The following is a 19,583-nucleotide window of genomic DNA, read 5'->3' as shown; positions in this document are numbered from 1 at the left end:
TTCAGGCCGGCGCCGGGGCCAGGTGTACCACCTTGACGGTGGTGAACTCGTCGAGCAGCTCCGGCCCGTACCCGAAGCCGGAGCCGCTGGCCCGCCGCGGATGGGCCGCGCCACCGGGCGCGCCGCCAAACACATCGTTGACCTTGACGGTACCCACGTCCAGCTCCCGCCAGGCCTGCTGCGCGTGCGCCACCGACCCGGTCAGCACGCTGGCCGCCAGGCCGTAGTCCCCGCCGTCGGCCAGCCGCAGCGCCTCCTCGAAGGAACCGACCGTCACGACCGGCGCCACCGGCCCGAACGTCTCCTCGCGCAGTACCGCCATCGCCTCGGCGCAGTTGGCCAGCACGGTGGGCGGGTAGAACGCGCCCGGCCCGCCCGGCAGCTCGCCGCCGCAGCGCAGCTCGGCGCCGGCCGCGACCGCCTCGCGTACCTGGTCGTGTACCAGTTCCCGCAGCGCCAGGTCGACCAGCGGCCCCAGTGTGGTCTCCGGGTCCCAGCCCGGCCCCATCCGGAACTGCTCGGCCCGCTTGGTCAGCTCGTCGAGGAAGTCCCCGGCGATCCGCTCGTGTACGTAGATCCGCTCGACCGCGACGCACAGCTGCCCGGCGTTGGCGAACGCACCGGTGGCGGCCTGCTCCGCCGCCCAGGCGGGGTCGACGTCCGCGTCCACGATCAGCGGGTCCTTGCCGCCGTTCTCGCGCAGCAGGGCCGCACCGGTGACGGCGGCGGCCTGGGCGATGCGGCGGCCGGTAGCGCTGGACCCGACGTGTGCGATCACGTCGACCGGCTGCTCGGTCAGCAGCGCGCCCACGGTGGGGCCGCCGGACAGCGTGGTGAGCACCCCGGGCGGCAGCACGCCGTCGAGGATGCGGCCGAGCAGCCAGCCGGTGGCGGGGGTCCGCTCGCTGGGCTTGTAGACGACCGAATTGCCGGTGACCAGCGCGGCGCCGATCAGGCCGCAGGAGACCGCCACCGGGTCGTTCCACGGGGTGATCACGGCCGCCACGCCGCGCGGCTGGTAGGTCATCAGGTCGGTGGCGCCCCACTCGCCGGCCAGCGACCGCCCGCGGTGCAGCGGCCCCAGCTCGGCGTACTGGCGCAGGGTGCCGATGCCGGCCGCGACCGACTCCGCGGCCTGCCCCACCGGCCGCCCCATCTCCCGGGTGGTCAGCCAGGCCAGGTCGTCGGCGCACTCCTCGATGGCGCGGGCCGCCTCGTGCACCATCGCGGCCCGCTGGGCGGGCGACGTGCGGGCCCAGCCCGGCGCGGCGGCGCGGGCGGCCTGGACCGCCTCGACGACCCGGCGCGGCGGCACGACCGGGATCTGGCCGACCGGCGAGCCGTCGGCGGGGTCGAGCTTGGTGATCCATTCGTCGGCCGGGGTGGCCGCCCACTCCTCGGTCAGGACGCGTTCGATATCGCGCATGTCCGGTTCCCTACCTGCACGTGGTGGCCTTTAAACGTCTTTGCATGGTCAACAGATCATCAGATCGTCGGTCTCCGCGCTGTCGGCGAGCCAGCGCACCGCCGTGCCGGTGGGCAGCTCCGGCGGCACCGGCAGGTCGTACGGGTGCGCCTTGAGCACCCGGCTGGCGTGCCGGGCGGAGATCGTGCCGTACGGGTACGCCCGGGCCGTCGCCGTGTCCACCCTGCCCTGCCGGGTGGCGAACCGGGCCACCGCCTCGAACTGGGCCAGGCTGGCCAGGGTCGGCGCGCTGGTGCCGGGCGGCTCGATGAGCACCTCGATCTGGGTGAACGGCTCGCTGCCGGCCAGCCACCAGGCCGTCTCGGCGACCGTGTGGCGCCTCGGCGCGGGCAGCCAGAACGGCACCAGCCCGGCCCGGACGACCTGGGCCGGGTCGATCAACCGGCCGCACTCGATCACCAGCCGGTTGCCGGTCTTGCCGGCCGAGCGCAGCCAGCGCCGGTACACGTCGGCCACGGCGGCGGACAGCGCCTCCGGCCGACCGAACATGATCCGTCGCAGCGGGTGGCCGTGGCCGGTGGCGAAGACCCGCAGCGCCTCGGCGAACGCGCCGTTGACCCCGTACGCGGTCTCCCCGTGCACCCAGGTGCCGGGCAGGCTGGGCAGGTCGTCGTCCGGGCCGCCGTACTGAAACCCGAAGCGCCCCGGCCCGACCAGTGCGGGCGCGGTGCTGGTGTCGCGAACCAGCAGGATCGAGGCGCCGGAGGCGAGCTGTTCGGTCAGGAACTCCTCATACGCGGCGGGCAGCGCCCGCCACCGCAGGAACAGCGTGATGGTGCCCGGCGTCGCGGTGGCCGGGTCGTGCACCTGCCGCACGGACAGCTCCGGGTTGCTGGACAGCACCGCCTCGGCCACCAGCGAGCCGCCGGACAGCAGGGCCGGTACGCCGCCCTCGGCCGGCTCCGCCGCCTGCACCGTCACGTCGAACGCCGCCGGGAGCCAGGGCACCCGCAGCGCCACGGCGAGGTGTGCCGCCGCGCCGTGCGGTGAGCCGATCACCACGGCCGGGAACTGCTGGCGCGGGTACTGGCCGGTGGCGAACTCGGCGATCGCGTCGGCGTCGATCAGGCCGGTCTCGGTCGGGTGCAGCGCGGCCCGCTCCGCGACCGGCGCGGCCAGGCCGGCGGCGATGCGGCGCAGCACCGAGCCGCCCGGTGGCTGGCCGCGGTCCTCGGCGCCGAGCCCCCGCGCGGTCGCCAGGACCAGCGAGCCCACCTGGCCGTACGGGCCGAGTGCCTGCTCGGCCGGCAGCGGGCGGGTGCGGGCGGCCCGGGCCCCGGCGGGTACCGGCTCGTCGCCGGAGAACGTCACCATCAGGCACCTACTGCTCTTCCAGGTCCTGGGCCGCGCGTACCTCGCGCTGCTTGGCGTCGCGGGCGAGATCGGCGAGGTGCTTGCCGTACTTGACCTCGAAGGCCGGTCGTTCGCTGCGGATGCGGGGCAGCCGTTCGAAGTTGCGCAGCGGCGGCGGGCAGGAGGTGGCCCACTCCAGGGAGTTGCCGAACCCCCAGGGGTCGTCCACGGTCACCAGCCGGCCGAACTTGTAGGACTTGTAGGCGTTCCAGAAGAAGATCAGGGTCGAGGCGCCGAGGATGAACGCGCTGATGCTGGAGATCATGTTGAGCGTGGTGAACCCGTCGCTGGGCAGGTAGTCGCCGTACCGGCGGGGCATGCCCTCGTCGCCCAGCCAGTGCTGCACCAGGAAGGTGCCGTGGAAGCCGATGAAGGTGAGCCAGAAGTGCAGCTTGCCCAGCCGGTCGTCGAGCATCCGGCCGGTCATTTTGGGGAACCAGAAGTACACGCCGGCGAAGACCGCGAACACGATGGTGCCGAACAGCACGTAGTGGAAGTGCGCCACCACGAAGTACGTGTCGGAGACGTGCCAGTCCACCGGGGGCGAGGCCAGCAGCACCCCGGACAGGCCGCCGAGCAGGAAGGTGACCAGGAAGCCGATGGCGAACATCATCGGCGTCTCGAAGGTCACCTGGCCCTTCCACATCGTGCCTATCCAGTTGAAGAACTTGATGCCGGTGGGGATCGCGATCAGGTACGACAGGAACGAGAAGAACGGCAGCAGTACCTGTCCGGTGGCGAACATGTGGTGCGCCCACACGGTCATCGACAGCCCGGCGATCGCGATGATGGCGATCACCATGCCCTTGTAGCCGAACAGCGCCTTGCGGCAGAAGACCGGGATGACCTCCGAGATGATGCCGAAGAACGGCAGCGCCACGATGTAGACCTCGGGATGGCCGAAGAACCAGAACAGGTGTTGCCACAGCAACGGCCCGCCGGTGGCCGAGTCGAAGACGTGGGCGCCGAGTATTCGGTCGGCGAACGCGGCGAGCAGCGTGGCGGCCAGGAGCGGGAAGACCAGGATGACCAGGATCGCGGTGATGAAGATGCACCAGGTGAACAGCGGCATCCGGAAGAAGGTCATGCCGGGGGCGCGCAGCGTCAGGACGGTGGTGATCATGTTGACCGCGCCCAGGATGGTGCCCAGACCGGAGATCACCAGGCCGATGAACCACATGTTCCCGCCCGCGCCCGGGGTGTTCTGGGCGTTGGCCAGCGGCTCGTAGGCGAACCAGCCGAAGTCGGCGGCGCCGTTGGGGGTCAGGAAACCGGCGATGACCAGGCTGCCGCCGAACAGGTACAGCCAGTAGGCGAACGCGTTGAGCCGGGGGAAGGACACGTCCGGGGCGCCGACCTGCAGCGGCACGATGTAGTTGCCGAACGCGAAGACCATGGGCGTGGCGAACAGCAGCAGCATGACCGTGCCGTGCTCGGTGAACAGCTGGTTGTACTGCTCCAGCGACAGGAACTGCATCCCGGGCCGGGCCAGCTCGGCGCGCATGAGCATGGCCATCAGGCCGCCGATGCTGTAGAAGCCGAACGCGGTGGTCAGGTACAGCAGGCCGATCTGCTTGGCGTCGGTGGTGCGCAGCAGCCGGCCGATGGCCGAGCCCTTGACCTGCCGGTGCACCGGGCCGGGGTACGGCAGGATGGGCGTGGGCCGCAGCACGGACGGCTGCATCTCGGTCTGGATCGTGCGGGCGCCGCCGCCGATGGCGGTCTTCCACCGTTCCGGCTCGTCGCCGGCGAGCTCGGAGGCTGCCTCGGGTACCGGATATTGGTCACGGCGGTACTCGCCGGGGTCCGGGACCCGGACTGGACGGACGCCCGGCTCCTCGGGTGGAGGGTTCTCCAGAGGTTCATTTTCGGGCGGTTGGTCCTGGTCTGTCATGACTTCACCCGCTACCCGGCCCGGTCGCCGGTAAACGGTGCGGGGCCGGGTTTCTCCCGTGCGCTCGGCATGTCTCGCCGGAGGCGGGGTAAGGCGTGGGCGTGGAGCGAGAAACCATTGCGGAGTTGGCCGCCCGCTGGTCGGGCCGGAGGGTACTGGTCCTGGGCGACGCGCTGCTCGACGGCTGGCTGACCGGCACGCCGGACCGGCTGTGCCGGGAGGCGCCGGTGGGCGTCGTGGAGCTGTCCGACAGCCGGTACACGGCCGGTGGCGCGGCGAACACCGCCACCAACCTGGCCGCGCTGGGCGCCCGGGTGGAACTGGTCGCCGCGACCGGCGGGGACGAGACGGCCCAGCTGCTGTCCGACCGGCTGTCCGACGCCGGGGTGAGCAGCCGGCTGGTGCCGGTGGACGGCCGCCGTACCGTGACCAAGCGCCGCCTGTTGGCCGGGGAGCAGATCGTGGCCCGGTTCGACGAGGGCGACGTCGGCCCGCTGCCCCCGGAGCACGCCGCCGTGCTGCTGGGCGAGGTGCGCTCCGTGCTGGAGGACGGGCCGGCCTGCGTGGTGGTGTGCGACTACGCCGCGGGTACCCTGCCCGACGAGCTGATCGACCTGCTCTGCCAGTACCGGGGCGAGGTGGGCCTGCTCGCCGTCGACGCGCACGACCTACGGCGGTGGCGCCGTACCGAGCCCGATCTCGTAACGCCCAACCTCGACGAGGCGGCCCGGCTGCTGGGCGGGCCGGCGCCGGTCCGGGGCCGGGTGGACTGGGCCACCGAGCGGCTGCCGGCAGTCCGCGAGGCGGCCGGGGCCCGATCGGTCGCGCTGACCCTGGACGTGGACGGTTCCCTGGTGCTCGACGAGGCCGGGGGGCTGTACCGTACCGTCGCCAACCCCGGCCCGGCCGCGCACAGCGCCGGCGCGGGCGACAGCTACCTGGCCGGGTTCGTGCTCGCCCTGGTCGCCGGCGCGGGGCCGGCGGCGGCCTCGCAGGTCGCGCAGGGCGCCGCCGGCCTGGCGCTGACCGAGCCCGGCACCTCCGTGTGCGGGGTGGACGTGCTGCTGGACTGGATGGCCCCGCAGCCGCCCCGGGCGCTGGACATCAACGACCTCACCCGCATGGTCGACGAGGCCAGGGCGGTGGGCGCCCGGATCGTGTTCACCAACGGCTGCTTCGACGTGCTGCACCGCGGCCACATCGGTTACCTGGTGCAGGCGCGGCAGCTGGGCGAGGTGCTGATCGTGGCGGTCAACTCGGACGAGTCGGTGCGGCGGCTCAAGGGACCGGGCCGGCCGGTGAACGCGCAAGAGGACCGGGCGGGGGTGCTCGCCGCCCTCGGCTGCGTGGACCACGTGATCATCTTCGACGACGACAGCCCGACCGACCTGCTGGAGGCGATCCGGCCGGACGTGTACGTCAAGGGTGGCGACTACACGCCCGAGCTGATCCCGGAGGCGGAGCTGGTGTACGCCCTCGGCGGCGAGGTGCAGACCCTCGGGTACCTGCCGGACCGGTCGACCTCGGCGATCATCGAGCGGATCCGCCGCCGGGAGCCGGCGTCCCCGGGGGCCGCGGCGTCGGCTTCCAGCGAACCGCCGGAGGCGGGCCTCGAGCTGGTGACCGAGGCGGCCACCCAGCCGGAAGCCGGGCAGGCTCCGCCACCCGGCACCGGAACCACCTCCGCGCAGCCCGCCAGCTCGGGCGGCGGCCGGTCGTGACGGAGCCCGACGTGGCGCGCATAGCGGTGCTGCGCGCCAACGCGGTCGGCGACTTCATCTTCACCCTGCCCGCGCTGGACGCGCTGCGCGCCGCGTACCCGGACGCCGAGATCACCCTGCTCGGCGCGCCCTGGCACGCCAGGTTCCTCACCGGCCGGCCCGGACCCGTGGACGACGTCGTGGTGGTGCCTCCCCTGCCCGGCATCCGTACCGCCGACGCGGGAGAGCAGGCACCCTCGCTGCCCGAGTTTCAGGAGGCCGTTCGGGCCCGGCGTTACGACGTGGCCGTGCAGCTGCACGGGGGTGGGCGCAACTCCAACCCGTTCGTGCTCGGCCTGGGCGCCCGGCTGGCGATCGGGCTGCGCGCACCGGACGCGCCCGCGCTTGACCGGTGGGTGCGCTACGACTACTACCAACCCGAGGTGTTCCGGTACCTGGAGGTCGTCGGGCTGATCGGCGCGTCGCCGGTCGGCTGGCGGCCCCGGCTGGAGCTGACCGAGCAGGACCTGATGGAGTCCAAGGCCGTGGCGGGGGTGCCGGCCGGCCCGCGCGTGGCGCTGCACCCGGGTGCCAGCGACACCCGGCGGCGCTGGCCGGCGCGGAGGTTCAGCGAGGTCGGAGACGCCCTGGCCGAGGCCGGAGCCGAGGTGATCGTCACCGGTACCCCGCCCGAGCGCGAGGTGGTCGAGGAGGTGGTCGGCCAGATGCGCCGCCCGGCCCGGGCGCTGGTCGGCGGGCTGTCCCTGGGCGGGCTGGCCGCGCTCTACGCCGGCTGCGCGGCGGTGGTCTCCAACGACACCGGTCCGCTGCACCTCGCCGAGGCGGTGGACACGCCCACGGTGGGCATCTACTGGATCGGCAACCTGATCAACTGCGCGCCCCCGGAGCGCACCCGGCACCTGCCGATGATCTCGTGGACCATCCACTGCCCGGAGTGCGGCCTGGACTGCACCCGGGACCTGTACCCGGCCCGGGATGGCGCCACGCCGTGCGAGCACCGGGTGTCGTTCGTGGCGGACGTACCGTCGGTGGAGGTTCGCGACGCCGCCCTGGAACTCCTTGGCCGCGCGGCGGTTCAGTCGTAGGGCTCGGTTCAGTCGTAGGGCGGGACGGCGTCGAAGCACTCGGTCTCCCGGGCATCCACGGTCGTCGGCGTCTCCAGGTGGAACGCGCCGCTGGGCACGATCCCCGCGCCGCCATAGCGCTCCATCACGCGCAGCTGCACCAGCACGTCCTCGCCGCTGTGCTCGACCGGTACCCGGGGCCAGAAGTCGTACCCGCCGACGTCCACCAGCTTGGCCCGGTCGTACAGCACGCAGGCGCCCACCCAGGCGATCCGGTACGCCCGCCACTGCCCGGCGCGCAGCGCCAACCGCTGCTCGACGTGCAGCAGGTTCGCCGCCGCGTGCACGCTCGCCCGGCTCCACTCCGGGCCGCGGGGCTCGATCCGCTCTGGCGTGGGCGGCCCGGCCCACTCCCGGTAGGTCTTCTCCTGATCCGGTCGGTGATCGTCGGCGTAGGAGAGCCCGTGCGGCGCGTTGCCGACCAGTCCGCAGCGCAGGCTTCGGATCGAGTCCAGCAGCCGGCCCACCGCGGCCGGCTCCAGCCACACGTCGTCGTCGAGGAACAGCACGTACCGTGCCGCAGACGAGGCCAGCAAGTGCCCCCGGTTCTCCGCCACGCCCCGGCGCGGCAGGTGGGCGTGCAGCAGCACGGGGTGCCCCCGGTGGCGCAGCACCCGGACCATGCCGGCCACCGCCGCGTGCCGCCAGGTGGGCTCGCCGTCCGACTGGTCGCTGACCACCACCCCGAAGTCCGGCTCCACCCCGGTCAGGTCCTGCCCGGCCAGCCCGGCCAGGGTGGCGGCCAGTTCGGTCGCCCGGTTCCGGCTGGGGATCAGCACGTCCAGCTCGCGCGGCGCGCGGAAGGCCAGCGGGTCGCCCGGATCGAGGTGGCGGAACATCTGGTCGGATTACCCGCACCGGGGGCGCCCAACCGGCATGAATCATGGCCGGACGGGTAACCAGGGGCGCATGAGCGCGAGCCGGGATACCCGTAGCCAGGACATCATCGACCGGGTCGAGGCGGCCGGCCTCCGGATACCCGCGTGGCAGGCGGTGTGCTCGGTGCTGGAGACGCTGGGCGAGGTGCTGCCGTACGGCACCGCCGCGTACCTGGCGTCCAGCCTGCCGGACTCGATGGGCGCGGAGGTGGGTCGGCACTTCCCGGCCGACTCCTCGGCCAGCCAGGTCGACCGCGGCGACTTCGTGGCGGCGGTGGCCCGCCGGTGCGGCTGCGGTGTGGAGGAGGCGGAGCGCGCCGTCCACGCGGTGACCGACGCGATCGCGGCGACCGTGCCGTTCGGCGTCATGGTCAACGTTGAACACGTCACGCCCGAGCCGCTACTCGACCTCATCACCCGATAACCGGGGGAAGTGTTCGGGGAGAGATTCGAACCCCGGCAGCGATTACGGCCCGTCAGGCGCGGACCGTAACCGTGGCCGGGGGTCTGACCGGTTCAGGCCCGCATGTCGCCGATCGCCTCGCTGACGTCGTTGGGCGAGTTGAAATCGTCCCGGGGCAGTGCCCGGATCGTGTCCATCACCTTTTTGTCCGCACCGTGCTTCTCGGCGCTCTTCATCAGTTGCTGCTTGCTGGTCGGGTAGTCGATACCGCCCAGGAACTTCTGCAGCTGGATCGGGTTCACTGTCATGCCTATGGGCTACCCGCCAGGCCTCCGGTTACACCCGAACGGGTGGCTCGTCCGGGCGGGCCCGGGGCCGGGCACTCCTCGCCACCGGAGGGCAACCTCGATAACGTTTGGGTGAGCCCTAGGAAAAGGACGGTGCGGCATGGCTATCGCAACCATCAATCCCGCGAACGGCGAGGTCGTCAAGGCCTTCGATGCCATGTCACCGGAGCAGATCGATCGGTCGCTCGCCCGCGCGGTCGACGGCTTCGCCGCGCTGCGCGCCACCTCGTTCGCCCAGCGCGGCGAGTGGATGGTCGCGGCGGCGTCGATCCTCGACGAACAGCGCGACGATCTGGCCGCCATGATGACCACCGAGATGGGCAAGACGCTGGCCGCGGCCAGGGCGGAGGTGGCCAAGTGCGCCGCCGCCTGCCGGTTCTACGCCGAGCACGCGGAGGCGTTCCTCGCCGCCGAGCCGGCCGACGCGGCCGCGGTCAAGGCCCGGCGGGCGTACACGATCTACCAGCCGCTGGGCCCGGTGCTCGCGGTGATGCCGTGGAACTTCCCGCTCTGGCAGGCCATGCGGTTCGCCGCGCCGGCCCTGATGGCGGGCAACGTCGGGCTGCTCAAGCACGCCTCCAACGTGCCGCAGACGGCGCTGTTCATGGCCGACCTGTTCGCCCGCGCGGGCTTCCCGGACGGCGCGTTCCAGACCCTGCTGATCGGCTCGGACCTGGTGGAGCGGGTGCTGAGCGACCGCCGGGTCAGGGCCGCCACGCTGACCGGGAGCGAGGCCGCCGGCCGGGCGGTCGCCTCGGTGGCCGGGCGGGAACTCAAGAAGACGGTGCTGGAGCTGGGCGGCAGCGACCCGTTCGTGGTCATGCCGTCGGCCGACATCGCCCGGGCGGCCGAGGTCGCCACCACGGCCCGCTGCCAGAACAACGGCCAGTCCTGCATCGCCGCGAAGCGGTTCATCGTGCACGCCGACGTGTACGACGAGTTCACCGAGGCGTTCACCGAGCGGATGGCCGCGCTGCGGGTCGGTGACCCGATGGAGTCCACCACCGACATCGGGCCGCTCGCGCTGGAGCAGGGTCGCGCCGACGTCGAGGAGCAGGTGGGCGACGCCGCCAGCCGGGGCGCCCGGGTGCTGTGCGGCGGCACGCGGCTCGACCGGCCCGGCTGGTGGTACCCGCCGACGGTGGTGGCCGACCTCACCCCGGACATGAGGATGTGGTCCGAGGAGGTGTTCGGGCCGGCCGCCGGCCTGTTCAAGGTCGGCTCCTACGAGGAGGCGGTGGCGCTGGCCAACGACAGCGACTTCGGCCTGGGCTCGAACGCGTGGACCACCGACCCGGCGGAGCAGGACCGGTTCGTCACCGACCTTGACGCCGGGATGGTCTTCGTGAACGGCATGACCACCTCGTACCCGGAGCTGCCGTTCGGCGGCGTGAAGAACTCCGGATACGGGCGGGAGCTGTCCGGGCACGGCATCCGGGAGTTCTGCAACGCCAAGACGGTCTGGGTCGGCGAGGGCGCCTCGACCGCCGGGGCCGGCGCGCACAGCGAGTAGCCCGGGCCGGGGCCACGCAGGGTCTGCTCCGCGTGGCCGGCGGTCCCGCGCTGCTCGCGGGTCGAGCTACTTCCGGCCCTCGCTACTCACGGGCCGACCGGTCCTGGTACCGCAGGATCGCACCGACCCCGTCGAGCAGCCGCTCCTCGGCCAGGTCGATGGCGAAGGCGTCGGCGTCGGTGGCCGCGGCGGCCCCGATCAACGCCGCGTCCGCGGTCTCCTGCTCGGGCCGCTGGACGCCCGCGTCACGCAGCACCTGCGGGTCGGTCGCCACCGCCCGGAAATCGTCCGGGTCCACCCAGAGCATGGGCAGCTCCGCACCCGCCGACAGCAGCAGGAAGGCCGGTGCGCCGTGCCAGGCCGCCTCGGTCACCGCCGGCATGCCCTGCGCCGCGAAGCCCTTGGCCAGATCCATCCGGTACCGGTCGAGCACCTCGCAGCGGCGGTGCCCGGACACCCGGGCCACCTCCTGCGCGGTCACGTCGTCCAGATGCTGCTGTTCGGCGCCGAGCGCCCGGCTGCCCGTGTCGGACTCGACGACCCGTTCGGACAGCCGTGCCGGCAGCCGGTCGATCAGGAACTGCCGGGCGCGCACGTCGCCGGCCACGATGATGATGTCCGCGCCCAGCGCGTCCACGATCGCGGTCAGCCTCGGCACCACGTCCTTCGCGTTGCGGTCCCAGGAGACGTTGGCGCTGCGCTCGTACCGGGCCTGCGCCCAGCCGCCCTGCTCGCTGACGTGGATCGGGTACTCCTGGGAGCCGGAGACCGCCTTGTTGATCCGTAGCCGGCCGGAGTCCACGGCGGTCAGCTGCGCACCCGTGCGGTCGACCACCGCCCGTACCCACTGGACCTGTTCGTGGCCCGTGGACAGCAGCATGCCGGTCTGCGGCCGGGGCGACCAGGTCGCCACCTGTACCGGCGGCGGCTGCGGCAGCGGCTCGGCCAGCGCTACCCTGCCCCCCGACGCGAACACCGCGAGGCCCACCCGGCCGGGCGCCACGCCCTGGTCGGGGTTGACGGCGATGTCCATCGCCACCAGCGTCTCCTCGTCGGCGCCCTGGTCGGCCAGCTCTTCGCGCAGTGCGCGCCAGCGCAGCAGGATCGCCTGATCGCTGTCGGTGCGGTTGTGGGTGGCGTCCAGGTAGACCGATGCCCACGGGCCGGGGCTCTGGTACAGGGGACGCAGAAAGGAGAGGTTCACGGCACCGTACGTTCGATCGCGGAGCGCCCCTCGCGGGCCAGCTCCTGGCGGGCATTCTCTCGATTTCGCCGGTTCGGGTCGTGACCCTGGGCGACGGTCAGGTCCTCCGGGTCCCACGGCTGCTCGGCGCCGGTCCGGGCGGCCCCGGTGTCGGGGCTGGCACCCGCCGCCCGGGCGGCCGCGGGTCCGCGAGGAAGGCTCTGGCGTTGCTCGGCCGAGGTTTCCCGGGCAAGACCGCCGCGCGGTCCCACCCCGCTGGCCGGTCCCGCCGCGCTGACCGGTGCGGGTTCACGGAACGGTGGGGGTGCCCCACCCTGTTCGGCGAGCGACCGCACCGGCCCCTCGTCGCCCACCGCGAGTTCGACCTCCTGGGTCTCCTCGATCGGCCGGATCGTCTCGGCCCGGCGCTGCCGGGCGCCCGAGCGCACGCGTTCCGGGTCGACCTCCCGCTCCGGGAACCGCCGCAGGTACTCCGCTTCCAGCTCGGTGGTGCGTTCGTCGTGCCGGTCCAGCGCCTGATCGGAGGCGTGCCGCAGGGTCTGGTGCCGGGTGCGGTGCAGCTCGGCCAGCTCGCGCAGCAGGTCGTCGTCGGTCAGGTCGGTGCCGGACACACCCTCGGCCTGCTCGGCGTTGACGTCACCGATCTGGGCCAGCGAGTCGCTGACCTCGTCCTGCGCGTACTCGCCCTCCGGTAGCGCGGTCAACGCCACGATCACCTCCGCCGGCAGGCCCGCCGCCACGGCCCGGCGGTAGATGTCGTCGCGCGTCATCCGCTCCTGGCCGGAGTACACCTCTTCGAGCAGGTCATCCACGTCACGCATGTTCGCTCCCCAGTGTCGTTCTTATCGGCGTCCCGGTCCGGGCAACGTGCCCCGGCTCGACGCCGCGTCCCGGACCCGGTCCACCAGGGCCGCGGCCGGATCGACCAGCGTGTTGCCGGGCGGGCGGTCCGGTGTGGCCGGGTGCGGGCGGGTGGGTGCCGTGCGCTGCGCGCGCTCGACCCGGCCGCCGAGTTCGACGAGCAACTCCTTGGGTACCGCGTCGCGCAGCCCCGGAAACACCTCGGCCTCCTCGACCCGGATGTGTGCCCGCACGAGATCGATGAGCACCTCGGCCCGGATCCAGAACTCCTCGTCGTCGGTGTCGAGGCGGTCCAGCGCCTTCAGGCTCCGCTCGGCCTTGCCGTGTTCGGTCAGCTCGTGCTCGGCCAGCGGTCGCAGGGCGGGCGCGTGTTTGCTGATCGCCGGGTAGAGGTGCCGCTCCTCGGCGGCCCAGTGCCGGGCCAGCTCGGTGCTGAGCTGGTCGGCGACGATCCGCGCCTCGGCCCGATCACCAGCCGAGTCGGGCGCGTCCCGGGTGCCCGCGAGCTCCTCCAACCGGACGAAGAGTTCCTCGATCTCGTGGTGGTCCTGGTTGAGCACGTTGATGACGTCGCGCTGGACCGTCTGGGTCATCGGGTACCTCCTCCTGCGCCCGGGGCGTGTTACCCGGTCCACGCCGGGGTAACCGGAGCTGATCGCAGCGAAGGAGGCGGCATGGAGTCGTGGCGGGACGAGAAGAAGTTGCCGGTATCAGAGCTGGAACAGGCCATGGCCACGTACTCGGCCGACGGCCAGGTGGACGACGCGAGCGGGGGCAACGTCGGCGCCGACGAGACGATGCGCGAGGCCGACCAGGAGATCCCGACCGATCGTGATCCGGATCCGAACAGCGAGGCGGGTCGACGCGTGCGGCCCACTCCGGACGGCCGCGCCGGCCCGGTCTGATCGCCGGCCCGGCCCGGTGGTCGCGCGCCGGCTCGACGGCCGCGGGCCGACGGCCGCGGGCCGACGGCGGCGGGCACAAACGACGGCGGCGGAACAACGACAAGAACGGCACAACGGGGCCGGCAGGATCACTGCCGGCCCCGTCGACCCCCGCGGCGCGTATGACGCATCCCCCCGAATGCCCCCCACCGTCTGCCGCGGGCCGCAGCGGATCGGAGCGTTGGCCCTCGCAAGCCGCTCCGTGCCCACACCCTCCGTCGTGGGCACCGCCGTCGGTGCGCTGGGCGCCGCTTACCCAATTCCGGCCGCGCTAACCGCTACGGGGCGACAATTTTTGGCCGTACCGGCGTGTTCCGATGCGCGGGTGCCGGGCACGTGGGACGGTTTGCCGCTTCCGGCCCGGGGGTAGCCGACGGCATGGACCGAGGAAACAGCAAACACGGGCCGCGCGTCGACGATCAGATGGCGAGCGAGACCCGCGGGATGGTTCAGGGCAGCCCGGCCAACGGACGTGGCGAGGAGTGGCACGAGCCCGAACCGTCCGCCGAGGATCAGCCCAACGACTCGCTGATACCGGAGCTGACCGCCGGCCATAGGGGCGGTGCGCCGGCCGGCATGACGCCGAACGAACGGGAGGCGCGCTCCCGACTCGGCCGGTACCTCACCAGATCGGCGTTTCCGGCCGACCGGACCACGCTGACCGCCGCGGCCCGGGCCGCGCAGGCACCCGACGACGTGGTCGCCGCGCTGACCCGACTGCAACCGAACCACCTGTACGGCACGGTTTCGGAGGTGTGGGCCGCGCTGGGCGGGGGGCCGGAACGGCAGCGATTCTGACCCGTACCCCCGACTCATACCGCCGGGCCGCGCCGTGAGCGCGGCCCGGCGGCCGTCTGTCGACCTGGTTGTGGGCGCGGGTGACCCGTCCCCGCCTCCGCGCTGTCAGCCCCCGTGCCGGCCGGCGTTTCCGGTGGCGGCCTTGGCCGCGTCGTAGGCCAGCTGCAGGAAGTCGGAGCCGGCCACCGCCGTCAGGCCGGTGGCCACCAGCCGGGTCAGCCGGGGCAGGAACACCAGGCCCGCGCAGAATCCGGTGGAGACCCACACCCCGAGGCAGAACGGGCAGCTGATCAGCTCCGCCGCCGCGTGGCCGGAGCCGGTGGCGCGGGGCACCTCGTTGACCTCGCTGCTGCCCGCGGCGCCCTCGAACCGGGTGACCGCGGCGCGCAGCGGGCTGGTCACCGCCTCCTTGGCCAGCAGCCGGCTGAGCTTGTGGGTGGCCACCGCGATGAGTATCACGTCGCCGGCCGCCGGCCGGCTGGGACCGCGCCGCCCGGTCGCCGCGGCCACCGCGGTCAGCCCGGACACGACGCTCGCGTACACCGTCAGGGTGGTCAGGTAGCCGCGCAGCGGCTGGCTGCCGCCGTACCCCTCGCCGATCCCTTCCAGCCGCTGTCGCAGGGAACGAAACATGTCCGCTAGCTACCCTCGCCGGACGACTGCTACACGCGTCGGGTTTCGGCCGGATCGACCCGGGTACGCCGCCGCCATGCCGGCAAGCCTCACCCCGCCGCTGCCGATGGCGCTTCAGGTCGAAGTCACCTCCGCCTGCAACCTGCGCTGCGCCATGTGCCTGGTCCGGTACCGGCCCCCGGTCAACAAGCTGGCCGGTGCCATGCCGCTGGCGACGCTGCGCCGGCTGATCGACGACGTACCGGGGCTGCGCCGGCTGACCCTGCAGGGGCTGGGCGAGCCGCTGCTCGCGCCGGACCTGCTGGAGATGATCCGGTACGCGAGGTCGCGGGGCATCCGGGTCGGTTTCAACTCCAACGCCACCCTGCTGACCCGGGACCGGGCCGAGGAACTGGTCGAGGCGGGTCTGGACTGGCTGCACGTGTCGCTGGACGGCGCCGACGCGCCGACCTTCGAGGGCATCCGGGAGGGTGCGCGGTTCGACCGGGTACTGGCCAACCTGCGCGGTCTGGTCGAGGCGAAGCGGGCGGCCGGCAGCGACACCCCGTGGCTGCGGGTGGTGTTTGTCGCGATGCGCCGCAACGTGGCCCAACTGCCCGACCTGGTCGCGTTGCTGGCCGGGGTGGGAGTGGCCGAACTGCGGGTGCAGAACCTGTCGCACAGCTTCGCCGACACCGACCCGGCCGGCGCCTACCGGCAGATCCGCGAGTACGCCGCCGAACAGGCGCTGTGGACCGGCGCGGACCGTGCCGTGGCCGAGACGGCGTACGCGGCCGCCGGGCGGGTCGCCCGCGAGCACGGGATCGAGTTGCGCCTGCCGAAGGCCGTCGAGTCCACCCGGCCGGGCTGCGGCTGGCCCTGGGACGAGGCGTACGTGACCAGCCGGGGAGTGGTGCAGCCGTGCTGCATGGTGATGGGCGACGACCGGGTGTCGATGGGGCGGCTGGGAGAGAGTGGCTTCGGCGAGATCTGGATGGGGCCGGCGTACCGGGAGTTCCGCCGCCGGCTGCGTGACGGCGACCCGCCCGAGGTGTGCCGGGGCTGCGCGCTCTACCGTGGGGTCTTCTGACCCACCGACCGTGGCCCGTGCGGACCAACGGGCCCCGGCCGAAGGGGTCCGGCCTGCGGAAAACCGGGGGATCCGGCGCGCGGAACTCCGTGCCCGGATGCACACTCCAGTACGCTCGTGTCTGGAACTGCGACCTGTCGTGGCCGATGCTAGCCGATAAGTCAGACCGACACCGACGAATGACTTGGATAGCGGTGGGTACCAAGTTCCCGTGGCTCCAGTCACCAGCGGAAGGGTTGAGGTACACCATGGGTGCTGCCACAGCGCACGGCGGATGTGGCTCGGCATGCTGACTCCAGTGTCGACGCTGCTGTGTCGCGTCAAGCGGAGGTTGCCGGTCGCCGTCGTCGACCTGTACGGCACCTTCGACGACTCGTCGGCCGTCAGCGGCGTCATCTCGCTGCGCGAGCGCCTGGCCGACCAGCCGATGGCTCTGGTCCTGGACGTGACCCACCTGTCGATGGCCGGCGACTCGGCCCCGTTGGCGCTGCTGAAGCTGGCCGACGACGCGGCGGCGTGGCCGGGCGCGCGGCTCGCCCTTTGCGGCGCCGGGCCCGGGATGCGCGCGTTGCTGGAGGACGCCCGCACGCGCAGGCAGCGGTACGGCGCCACGCGTGCGTCCGGAGACCAGCGCCCATTGGGAGAGCCGCGCCCATTGGGAGAGCAACGATCGGTAGGTGAGCAGCGACCGATCGGGGAGCAGAGGTCGGCCGCGGAGGGGACCGCCGGCGAGCGGGCCGTGGGTGAGCGGGCCGTGGGTGAGCAGCGGATGCCCGTGGATCGCACGACGCCGGTGGACCGAGGCGGCCTCCCCAACCGTGGCGCGATCGGCGAGCAGCGCCCGATGGGGGAGCAGCGCCCGATCGGGGAGCAGCGCACGGCCGCGGACCGCGACGGCGAGCGCCTGGTGGTCGGCGGCGGCGCGGGCATCGACCTGTTCGACCGGGTCGAGGACGCGGTCCGGGTGGCACTGCGCGCACCGGTGCCGCCCCGGCACTCGGTGCGCCTGCCTCCCGACCGGCACGCCCCCGAGCAGGCCCGGCTCACGGTTGACCGGTCGTGCGCGGAGTGGGGGGTTTCCCGGCTCAGTCAGCTCGCCCAGGTCATCGTGTCCGAACTCGTCACCAACGCGGTGGTGCACGCGCGCACCCCGATGGAGCTCACCGTACGGCTGGTCGGAAAGGTGTTGCACCTCGCGGTACGGGACGGAGATCCCCGTTCGCTGGTGGATCCGGGTGGCGGGGTGGACGCCGACGGCCACGGGTACGGGCGCGGTCTGCTCATCGTCGACTCGATGTCGGACGGGTGGGGCTGCGCACCCACCGGCGAGGGCAAGGTGGTGTGGGCGCGACTCGCCGTACCGGCCTGACCCAGGTTTCTCCAAGCAGCTTGCGGGGCCATGGTCGGCGAGTAACGTACGGAAGTGGCACACCCTTCAGGCAGGTGTGACCGCGACCGATGAAGAGTCGTGTCCCGCGTTCCCCGGGACGATGGTCGCTTACGGCGCTCGTCAGGGCGCCGCCACCATTTGACCGACCGTCCCGTGCCCAAGCGCGGGCTAGTTCGCTCGGCCGTACCCGGTCTGGCTCCGTGCCGCTGCCGGGTGGACAGTCGTAGCACAGAGGCAGGCCATGTCTACTATCGCCATCGAGCAACCAGTTCAAACCCGTCCGGTCATCCAGGCGGCCGGTGGCTCACCGGTTGACGAGTTCGCGGCCGAAGCATTCGCGCGGATGGCTCCGCTGGATGTTGACGACCCGCGCCGGCTGGCCCTGCGTGACGAGCTGATCTGCGCGTACCTGCCGTTCGCCCGCCGGCTGGCCCGGCGCTTCTCCGGGCGCGGCGAATCGCTGGACGATCTGACCCAGGTCGCGACGGTGGGCCTCATCAAATCGGTGGACAGGTTTGATATCACCCGGGGCATCCCGTTCGCGAACTTCGCCGGCCCGACCGTAGTCGGCGAACTCAAGCGTCACTTCCGTGACAAGGGATGGAGCGTCCGGGTGAGCCGCCGGATGCAGGAACTACACCTCGAGATCAGCCGGGCGTTCACCGACCTGGCCCAGGAGTTGGGCCGGTCGGTACTGGTCAGCGACGTGGCCACCCGGCTGCGCATTGACGAGGAAGAGGTGCTCGCCGGTCTGGAGTGTGGCAGCGCGTACGCCACCCGGTCGTTGAACAGCGCCGTGGGTACCGACGACGGGGGCATCGAGTTGGGCGAGCTTATCGGTGAGCCGGACGATCAGATCGAGTCGCTTGCCGACCGGCAGGCGTTGCATCAGCTGATCAAGGAGCTTCCCCAGCGGGAACAGCGGATCCTGTCGCTGCGCTTCTTCGGCAACCTCACCCAGTCGGAGATCGCCGATCAGGTCGGCATCTCGCAGATGCACGTATCCCGTCTACTCAGCCAGACCTTGGCGACACTGCGCGAACGGCTGCTGACCGATCCGGCCTGACCGACAGCACCTCGGAGGCCGCCGCCAGTACCTCGGGCACGTTGATCTCCAACAGCGCGGGCCCGTGCGCGGCGGGGCGCCACAGGGCGCGGTGCTGCGGGCGGTTCGCCGGTGGACCCCACCGGCTGGGCGGTACCGGGCCGAACAGCACGACCGACGGCACGCCGTACCCGGTGGCCAGGTGGGCCATGCCGGTGTCGCCACAGACCACCAGTCGAGCGGCCGACACCAGGGCCGCCATCCCGCCGACGTCGGTCTGTCCGGCCAGCGCCCGGTCCTCGGGCAGCCCCGCGCCCCGGCATACGGACAGGGCCAGGTCCCGTTCCTCGGCCGAGCCCGTGATCACCACGTGCTGGCCCTCCGCCGCTAGGCGCCGGGCAACCTCGGCGAACCGGTGCGCCGGCCAGCGCCGCTGCGGTGACTTGGAGCCGGGATGCACCACCGCCACGTCGTGCATCGGTGCCCGGGCCGCCGGCGGGCGCAGCGCCAGATCGCCCGGCTGCGCCTCGATCCCGTACCACGCCAGCAGCCGGCACCAGCGCAGCACCTCGTGCTCCTGCTCATTCCACTGTGGACCGTCCGGATACTCCTCGGTGCGGTAGGCCAGCATCCGCTGCGGCTTGAGCGAGGCCAGCAGCCGGTGCGACTGCGGTCCGCTGCCGTGCAGGTTCACCGCGATGGCCGGCGGGGCCACCCCACGTGGCAGGGCGGCCAGCCCGGACAGCGGGATCAGTCGATCCACCGCTCCGGTCAGTTCGGCCATCGGCGCCAGCCAGGCCGGCGCGGCCAGGGCCAGCGGGGCGGTCGGAAACGCGGCACGCAGCCCGCGTAGCGCCGGTACCGCGGTGGCCAGGTCGCCGATCCCCAGCGCGCGCAGTACGACGATACTCACGACGATC

The 19,583-nt window shown here is 72.6% G+C and carries 19 protein-coding genes and 1 pseudogene; 9 read left to right on the top strand and 11 right to left on the bottom strand.

Translation table 11 applies throughout. The features are described from left to right. Position 1: 1 nt before the first annotated feature. Genes ABEA87_RS11160 through ctaD form a run of 3 tightly spaced genes read right to left on the bottom strand, consistent with a single transcriptional unit; the run spans position 2 to position 4,523 of the window. Entirely contained in the window at positions 2–1,426 is a 1,425-nt protein-coding gene (locus tag ABEA87_RS11160; protein ID WP_345628602.1) for an aldehyde dehydrogenase family protein, read from the bottom strand. A 48-nt stretch (positions 1,427–1,474) separates the two neighbouring features. Continuing rightward, positions 1,475–2,800, bottom strand: coding sequence for a hypothetical protein (locus ABEA87_RS11155; RefSeq protein ID WP_345628600.1), 1,326 nt, complete (start codon positions 2,798–2,800; stop codon positions 1,475–1,477). A 7-nt stretch (positions 2,801–2,807) separates the two neighbouring features. Next, the gene (gene ctaD / locus ABEA87_RS11150) at positions 2,808–4,523 is read right to left on the bottom strand and encodes an aa3-type cytochrome oxidase subunit I (protein ID WP_345628925.1); all 1,716 of its coding nucleotides are present in this window, start codon (positions 4,521–4,523) and stop codon (positions 2,808–2,810) included. A 311-nt stretch (positions 4,524–4,834) separates the two neighbouring features. Between ctaD and rfaE2 the strand changes: the two genes are divergently transcribed. Next, positions 4,835–6,454, top strand: coding sequence for a D-glycero-beta-D-manno-heptose 1-phosphate adenylyltransferase (gene rfaE2 / locus ABEA87_RS11145; protein ID WP_345628598.1), 1,620 nt, complete (start codon positions 4,835–4,837; stop codon positions 6,452–6,454). Continuing rightward, positions 6,451–7,539 (top strand): glycosyltransferase family 9 protein, encoded by a 1,089-nt coding sequence (locus tag ABEA87_RS11140; RefSeq protein ID WP_345628596.1) that lies wholly within the window; start codon positions 6,451–6,453, stop codon positions 7,537–7,539. The genes rfaE2 and ABEA87_RS11140 overlap by 4 nt, the downstream gene beginning before the upstream one ends. 8 nt (positions 7,540–7,547) lie before the next feature. Here ABEA87_RS11140 and ABEA87_RS11135 read toward each other — a convergent pair whose 3' ends face one another. Next, entirely contained in the window at positions 7,548–8,417 is an 870-nt protein-coding gene (locus ABEA87_RS11135; RefSeq protein ID WP_345628594.1) for a glycosyltransferase family 2 protein, read from the bottom strand. A gap of 70 nt (positions 8,418–8,487) precedes the next feature. Between ABEA87_RS11135 and ABEA87_RS11130 the strand changes: the two genes are divergently transcribed. After that, positions 8,488–8,880 carry a DUF2267 domain-containing protein gene (locus ABEA87_RS11130; protein ID WP_345628592.1) on the top strand — a complete coding sequence of 131 codons (393 nt, stop codon included), beginning with the start codon at positions 8,488–8,490 and terminating at the stop codon, positions 8,878–8,880. A 92-nt stretch (positions 8,881–8,972) separates the two neighbouring features. Here ABEA87_RS11130 and ABEA87_RS11125 read toward each other — a convergent pair whose 3' ends face one another. Continuing rightward, on the bottom strand, positions 8,973–9,167 hold the full coding sequence (locus ABEA87_RS11125) for a DUF2795 domain-containing protein (RefSeq protein ID WP_345628591.1): 195 nt from the start codon (positions 9,165–9,167) through the stop codon (positions 8,973–8,975). A 139-nt stretch (positions 9,168–9,306) separates the two neighbouring features. On the opposite strand from ABEA87_RS11125, the gene ABEA87_RS11120 reads away from it, so the two are divergent. Beyond that, the gene (locus ABEA87_RS11120; RefSeq protein ID WP_345628589.1) at positions 9,307–10,719 is read left to right on the top strand and encodes an NADP-dependent succinic semialdehyde dehydrogenase; all 1,413 of its coding nucleotides are present in this window, start codon (positions 9,307–9,309) and stop codon (positions 10,717–10,719) included. Between the two features lie 82 nt (positions 10,720–10,801). Here ABEA87_RS11120 and ABEA87_RS11115 read toward each other — a convergent pair whose 3' ends face one another. From ABEA87_RS11115 to ABEA87_RS11100, 4 genes and pseudogenes are all read right to left on the bottom strand, one after another. Then, positions 10,802–11,923 carry a baeRF2 domain-containing protein gene (locus tag ABEA87_RS11115; protein WP_345628587.1) on the bottom strand — a complete coding sequence of 374 codons (1,122 nt, stop codon included), beginning with the start codon at positions 11,921–11,923 and terminating at the stop codon, positions 10,802–10,804. Then, positions 11,920–12,534 carry a DUF6158 family protein gene (locus tag ABEA87_RS42585; protein ID WP_425570849.1) on the bottom strand — a complete coding sequence of 205 codons (615 nt, stop codon included), beginning with the start codon at positions 12,532–12,534 and terminating at the stop codon, positions 11,920–11,922. Before ABEA87_RS42585 ends, ABEA87_RS11115 begins: the two co-directional genes overlap by 4 nt. A gap of 39 nt (positions 12,535–12,573) precedes the next feature. Beyond that, positions 12,574–12,744: pseudogene (locus ABEA87_RS11105) on the bottom strand (DUF2795 domain-containing protein); the annotation flags it as partial. Positions 12,745–12,765: 21 nt separating this feature from the next. Continuing rightward, the gene (locus ABEA87_RS11100; RefSeq protein WP_345628585.1) at positions 12,766–13,377 is read right to left on the bottom strand and encodes a hemerythrin domain-containing protein; all 612 of its coding nucleotides are present in this window, start codon (positions 13,375–13,377) and stop codon (positions 12,766–12,768) included. Positions 13,378–13,458: 81 nt separating this feature from the next. Between ABEA87_RS11100 and ABEA87_RS11095 the strand changes: the two genes are divergently transcribed. Further along, on the top strand, positions 13,459–13,689 hold the full coding sequence (locus ABEA87_RS11095) for a hypothetical protein (protein WP_345628583.1): 231 nt from the start codon (positions 13,459–13,461) through the stop codon (positions 13,687–13,689). A gap of 417 nt (positions 13,690–14,106) precedes the next feature. Continuing rightward, a complete protein-coding gene (locus ABEA87_RS11090; RefSeq protein ID WP_345628581.1) occupies positions 14,107–14,526 on the top strand; it encodes a DUF2795 domain-containing protein in 420 nt (139 codons plus the stop codon). A 105-nt stretch (positions 14,527–14,631) separates the two neighbouring features. On the opposite strand, the gene ABEA87_RS11085 is transcribed toward ABEA87_RS11090, so the two are convergent. Then, positions 14,632–15,159 (bottom strand): DUF1360 domain-containing protein, encoded by a 528-nt coding sequence (locus ABEA87_RS11085; RefSeq protein WP_345628579.1) that lies wholly within the window; start codon positions 15,157–15,159, stop codon positions 14,632–14,634. A gap of 76 nt (positions 15,160–15,235) precedes the next feature. Here ABEA87_RS11085 and ABEA87_RS11080 point away from each other — a divergent pair, with 76 nt between their 5' ends. The 3 genes from ABEA87_RS11080 to ABEA87_RS11070 all read left to right on the top strand — a co-directional run bounded on the left by ABEA87_RS11080 (position 15,236) and on the right by ABEA87_RS11070 (position 18,684). Next, complete coding sequence (locus ABEA87_RS11080; protein ID WP_345628577.1) at positions 15,236–16,228, top strand: radical SAM protein; 993 nt, start codon at positions 15,236–15,238, stop codon at positions 16,226–16,228. A gap of 286 nt (positions 16,229–16,514) precedes the next feature. Further along, positions 16,515–17,597: an ATP-binding protein gene (locus ABEA87_RS11075; protein WP_345628575.1), complete on the top strand. Its 1,083-nt coding sequence runs from the start codon at positions 16,515–16,517 to the stop codon at positions 17,595–17,597. Positions 17,598–17,859: 262 nt separating this feature from the next. Further along, positions 17,860–18,684, top strand: a complete 825-nt coding sequence (locus ABEA87_RS11070) for a SigB/SigF/SigG family RNA polymerase sigma factor (RefSeq protein WP_345628573.1) — start codon at positions 17,860–17,862, stop codon at positions 18,682–18,684. Here the strand turns inward: ABEA87_RS11070 and ABEA87_RS11065 are convergent. Further along, positions 18,632–19,576, bottom strand: coding sequence for a glycosyltransferase family 9 protein (locus tag ABEA87_RS11065; protein WP_345628571.1), 945 nt, complete (start codon positions 19,574–19,576; stop codon positions 18,632–18,634). The genes ABEA87_RS11070 and ABEA87_RS11065 overlap by 53 nt on opposite strands. Between the last annotated feature and the right edge of the window lie 7 nt (positions 19,577–19,583).

The sequence above is a fragment of the Rugosimonospora acidiphila genome (assembly GCF_039543385.1).
GTDB lineage: Bacteria > Actinomycetota > Actinomycetes > Mycobacteriales > Micromonosporaceae > Rugosimonospora > Rugosimonospora acidiphila.
The sequence above is the reverse complement of the archived record's forward strand: the minus strand, read 5'-3'. Positions and strand labels throughout refer to the sequence as shown.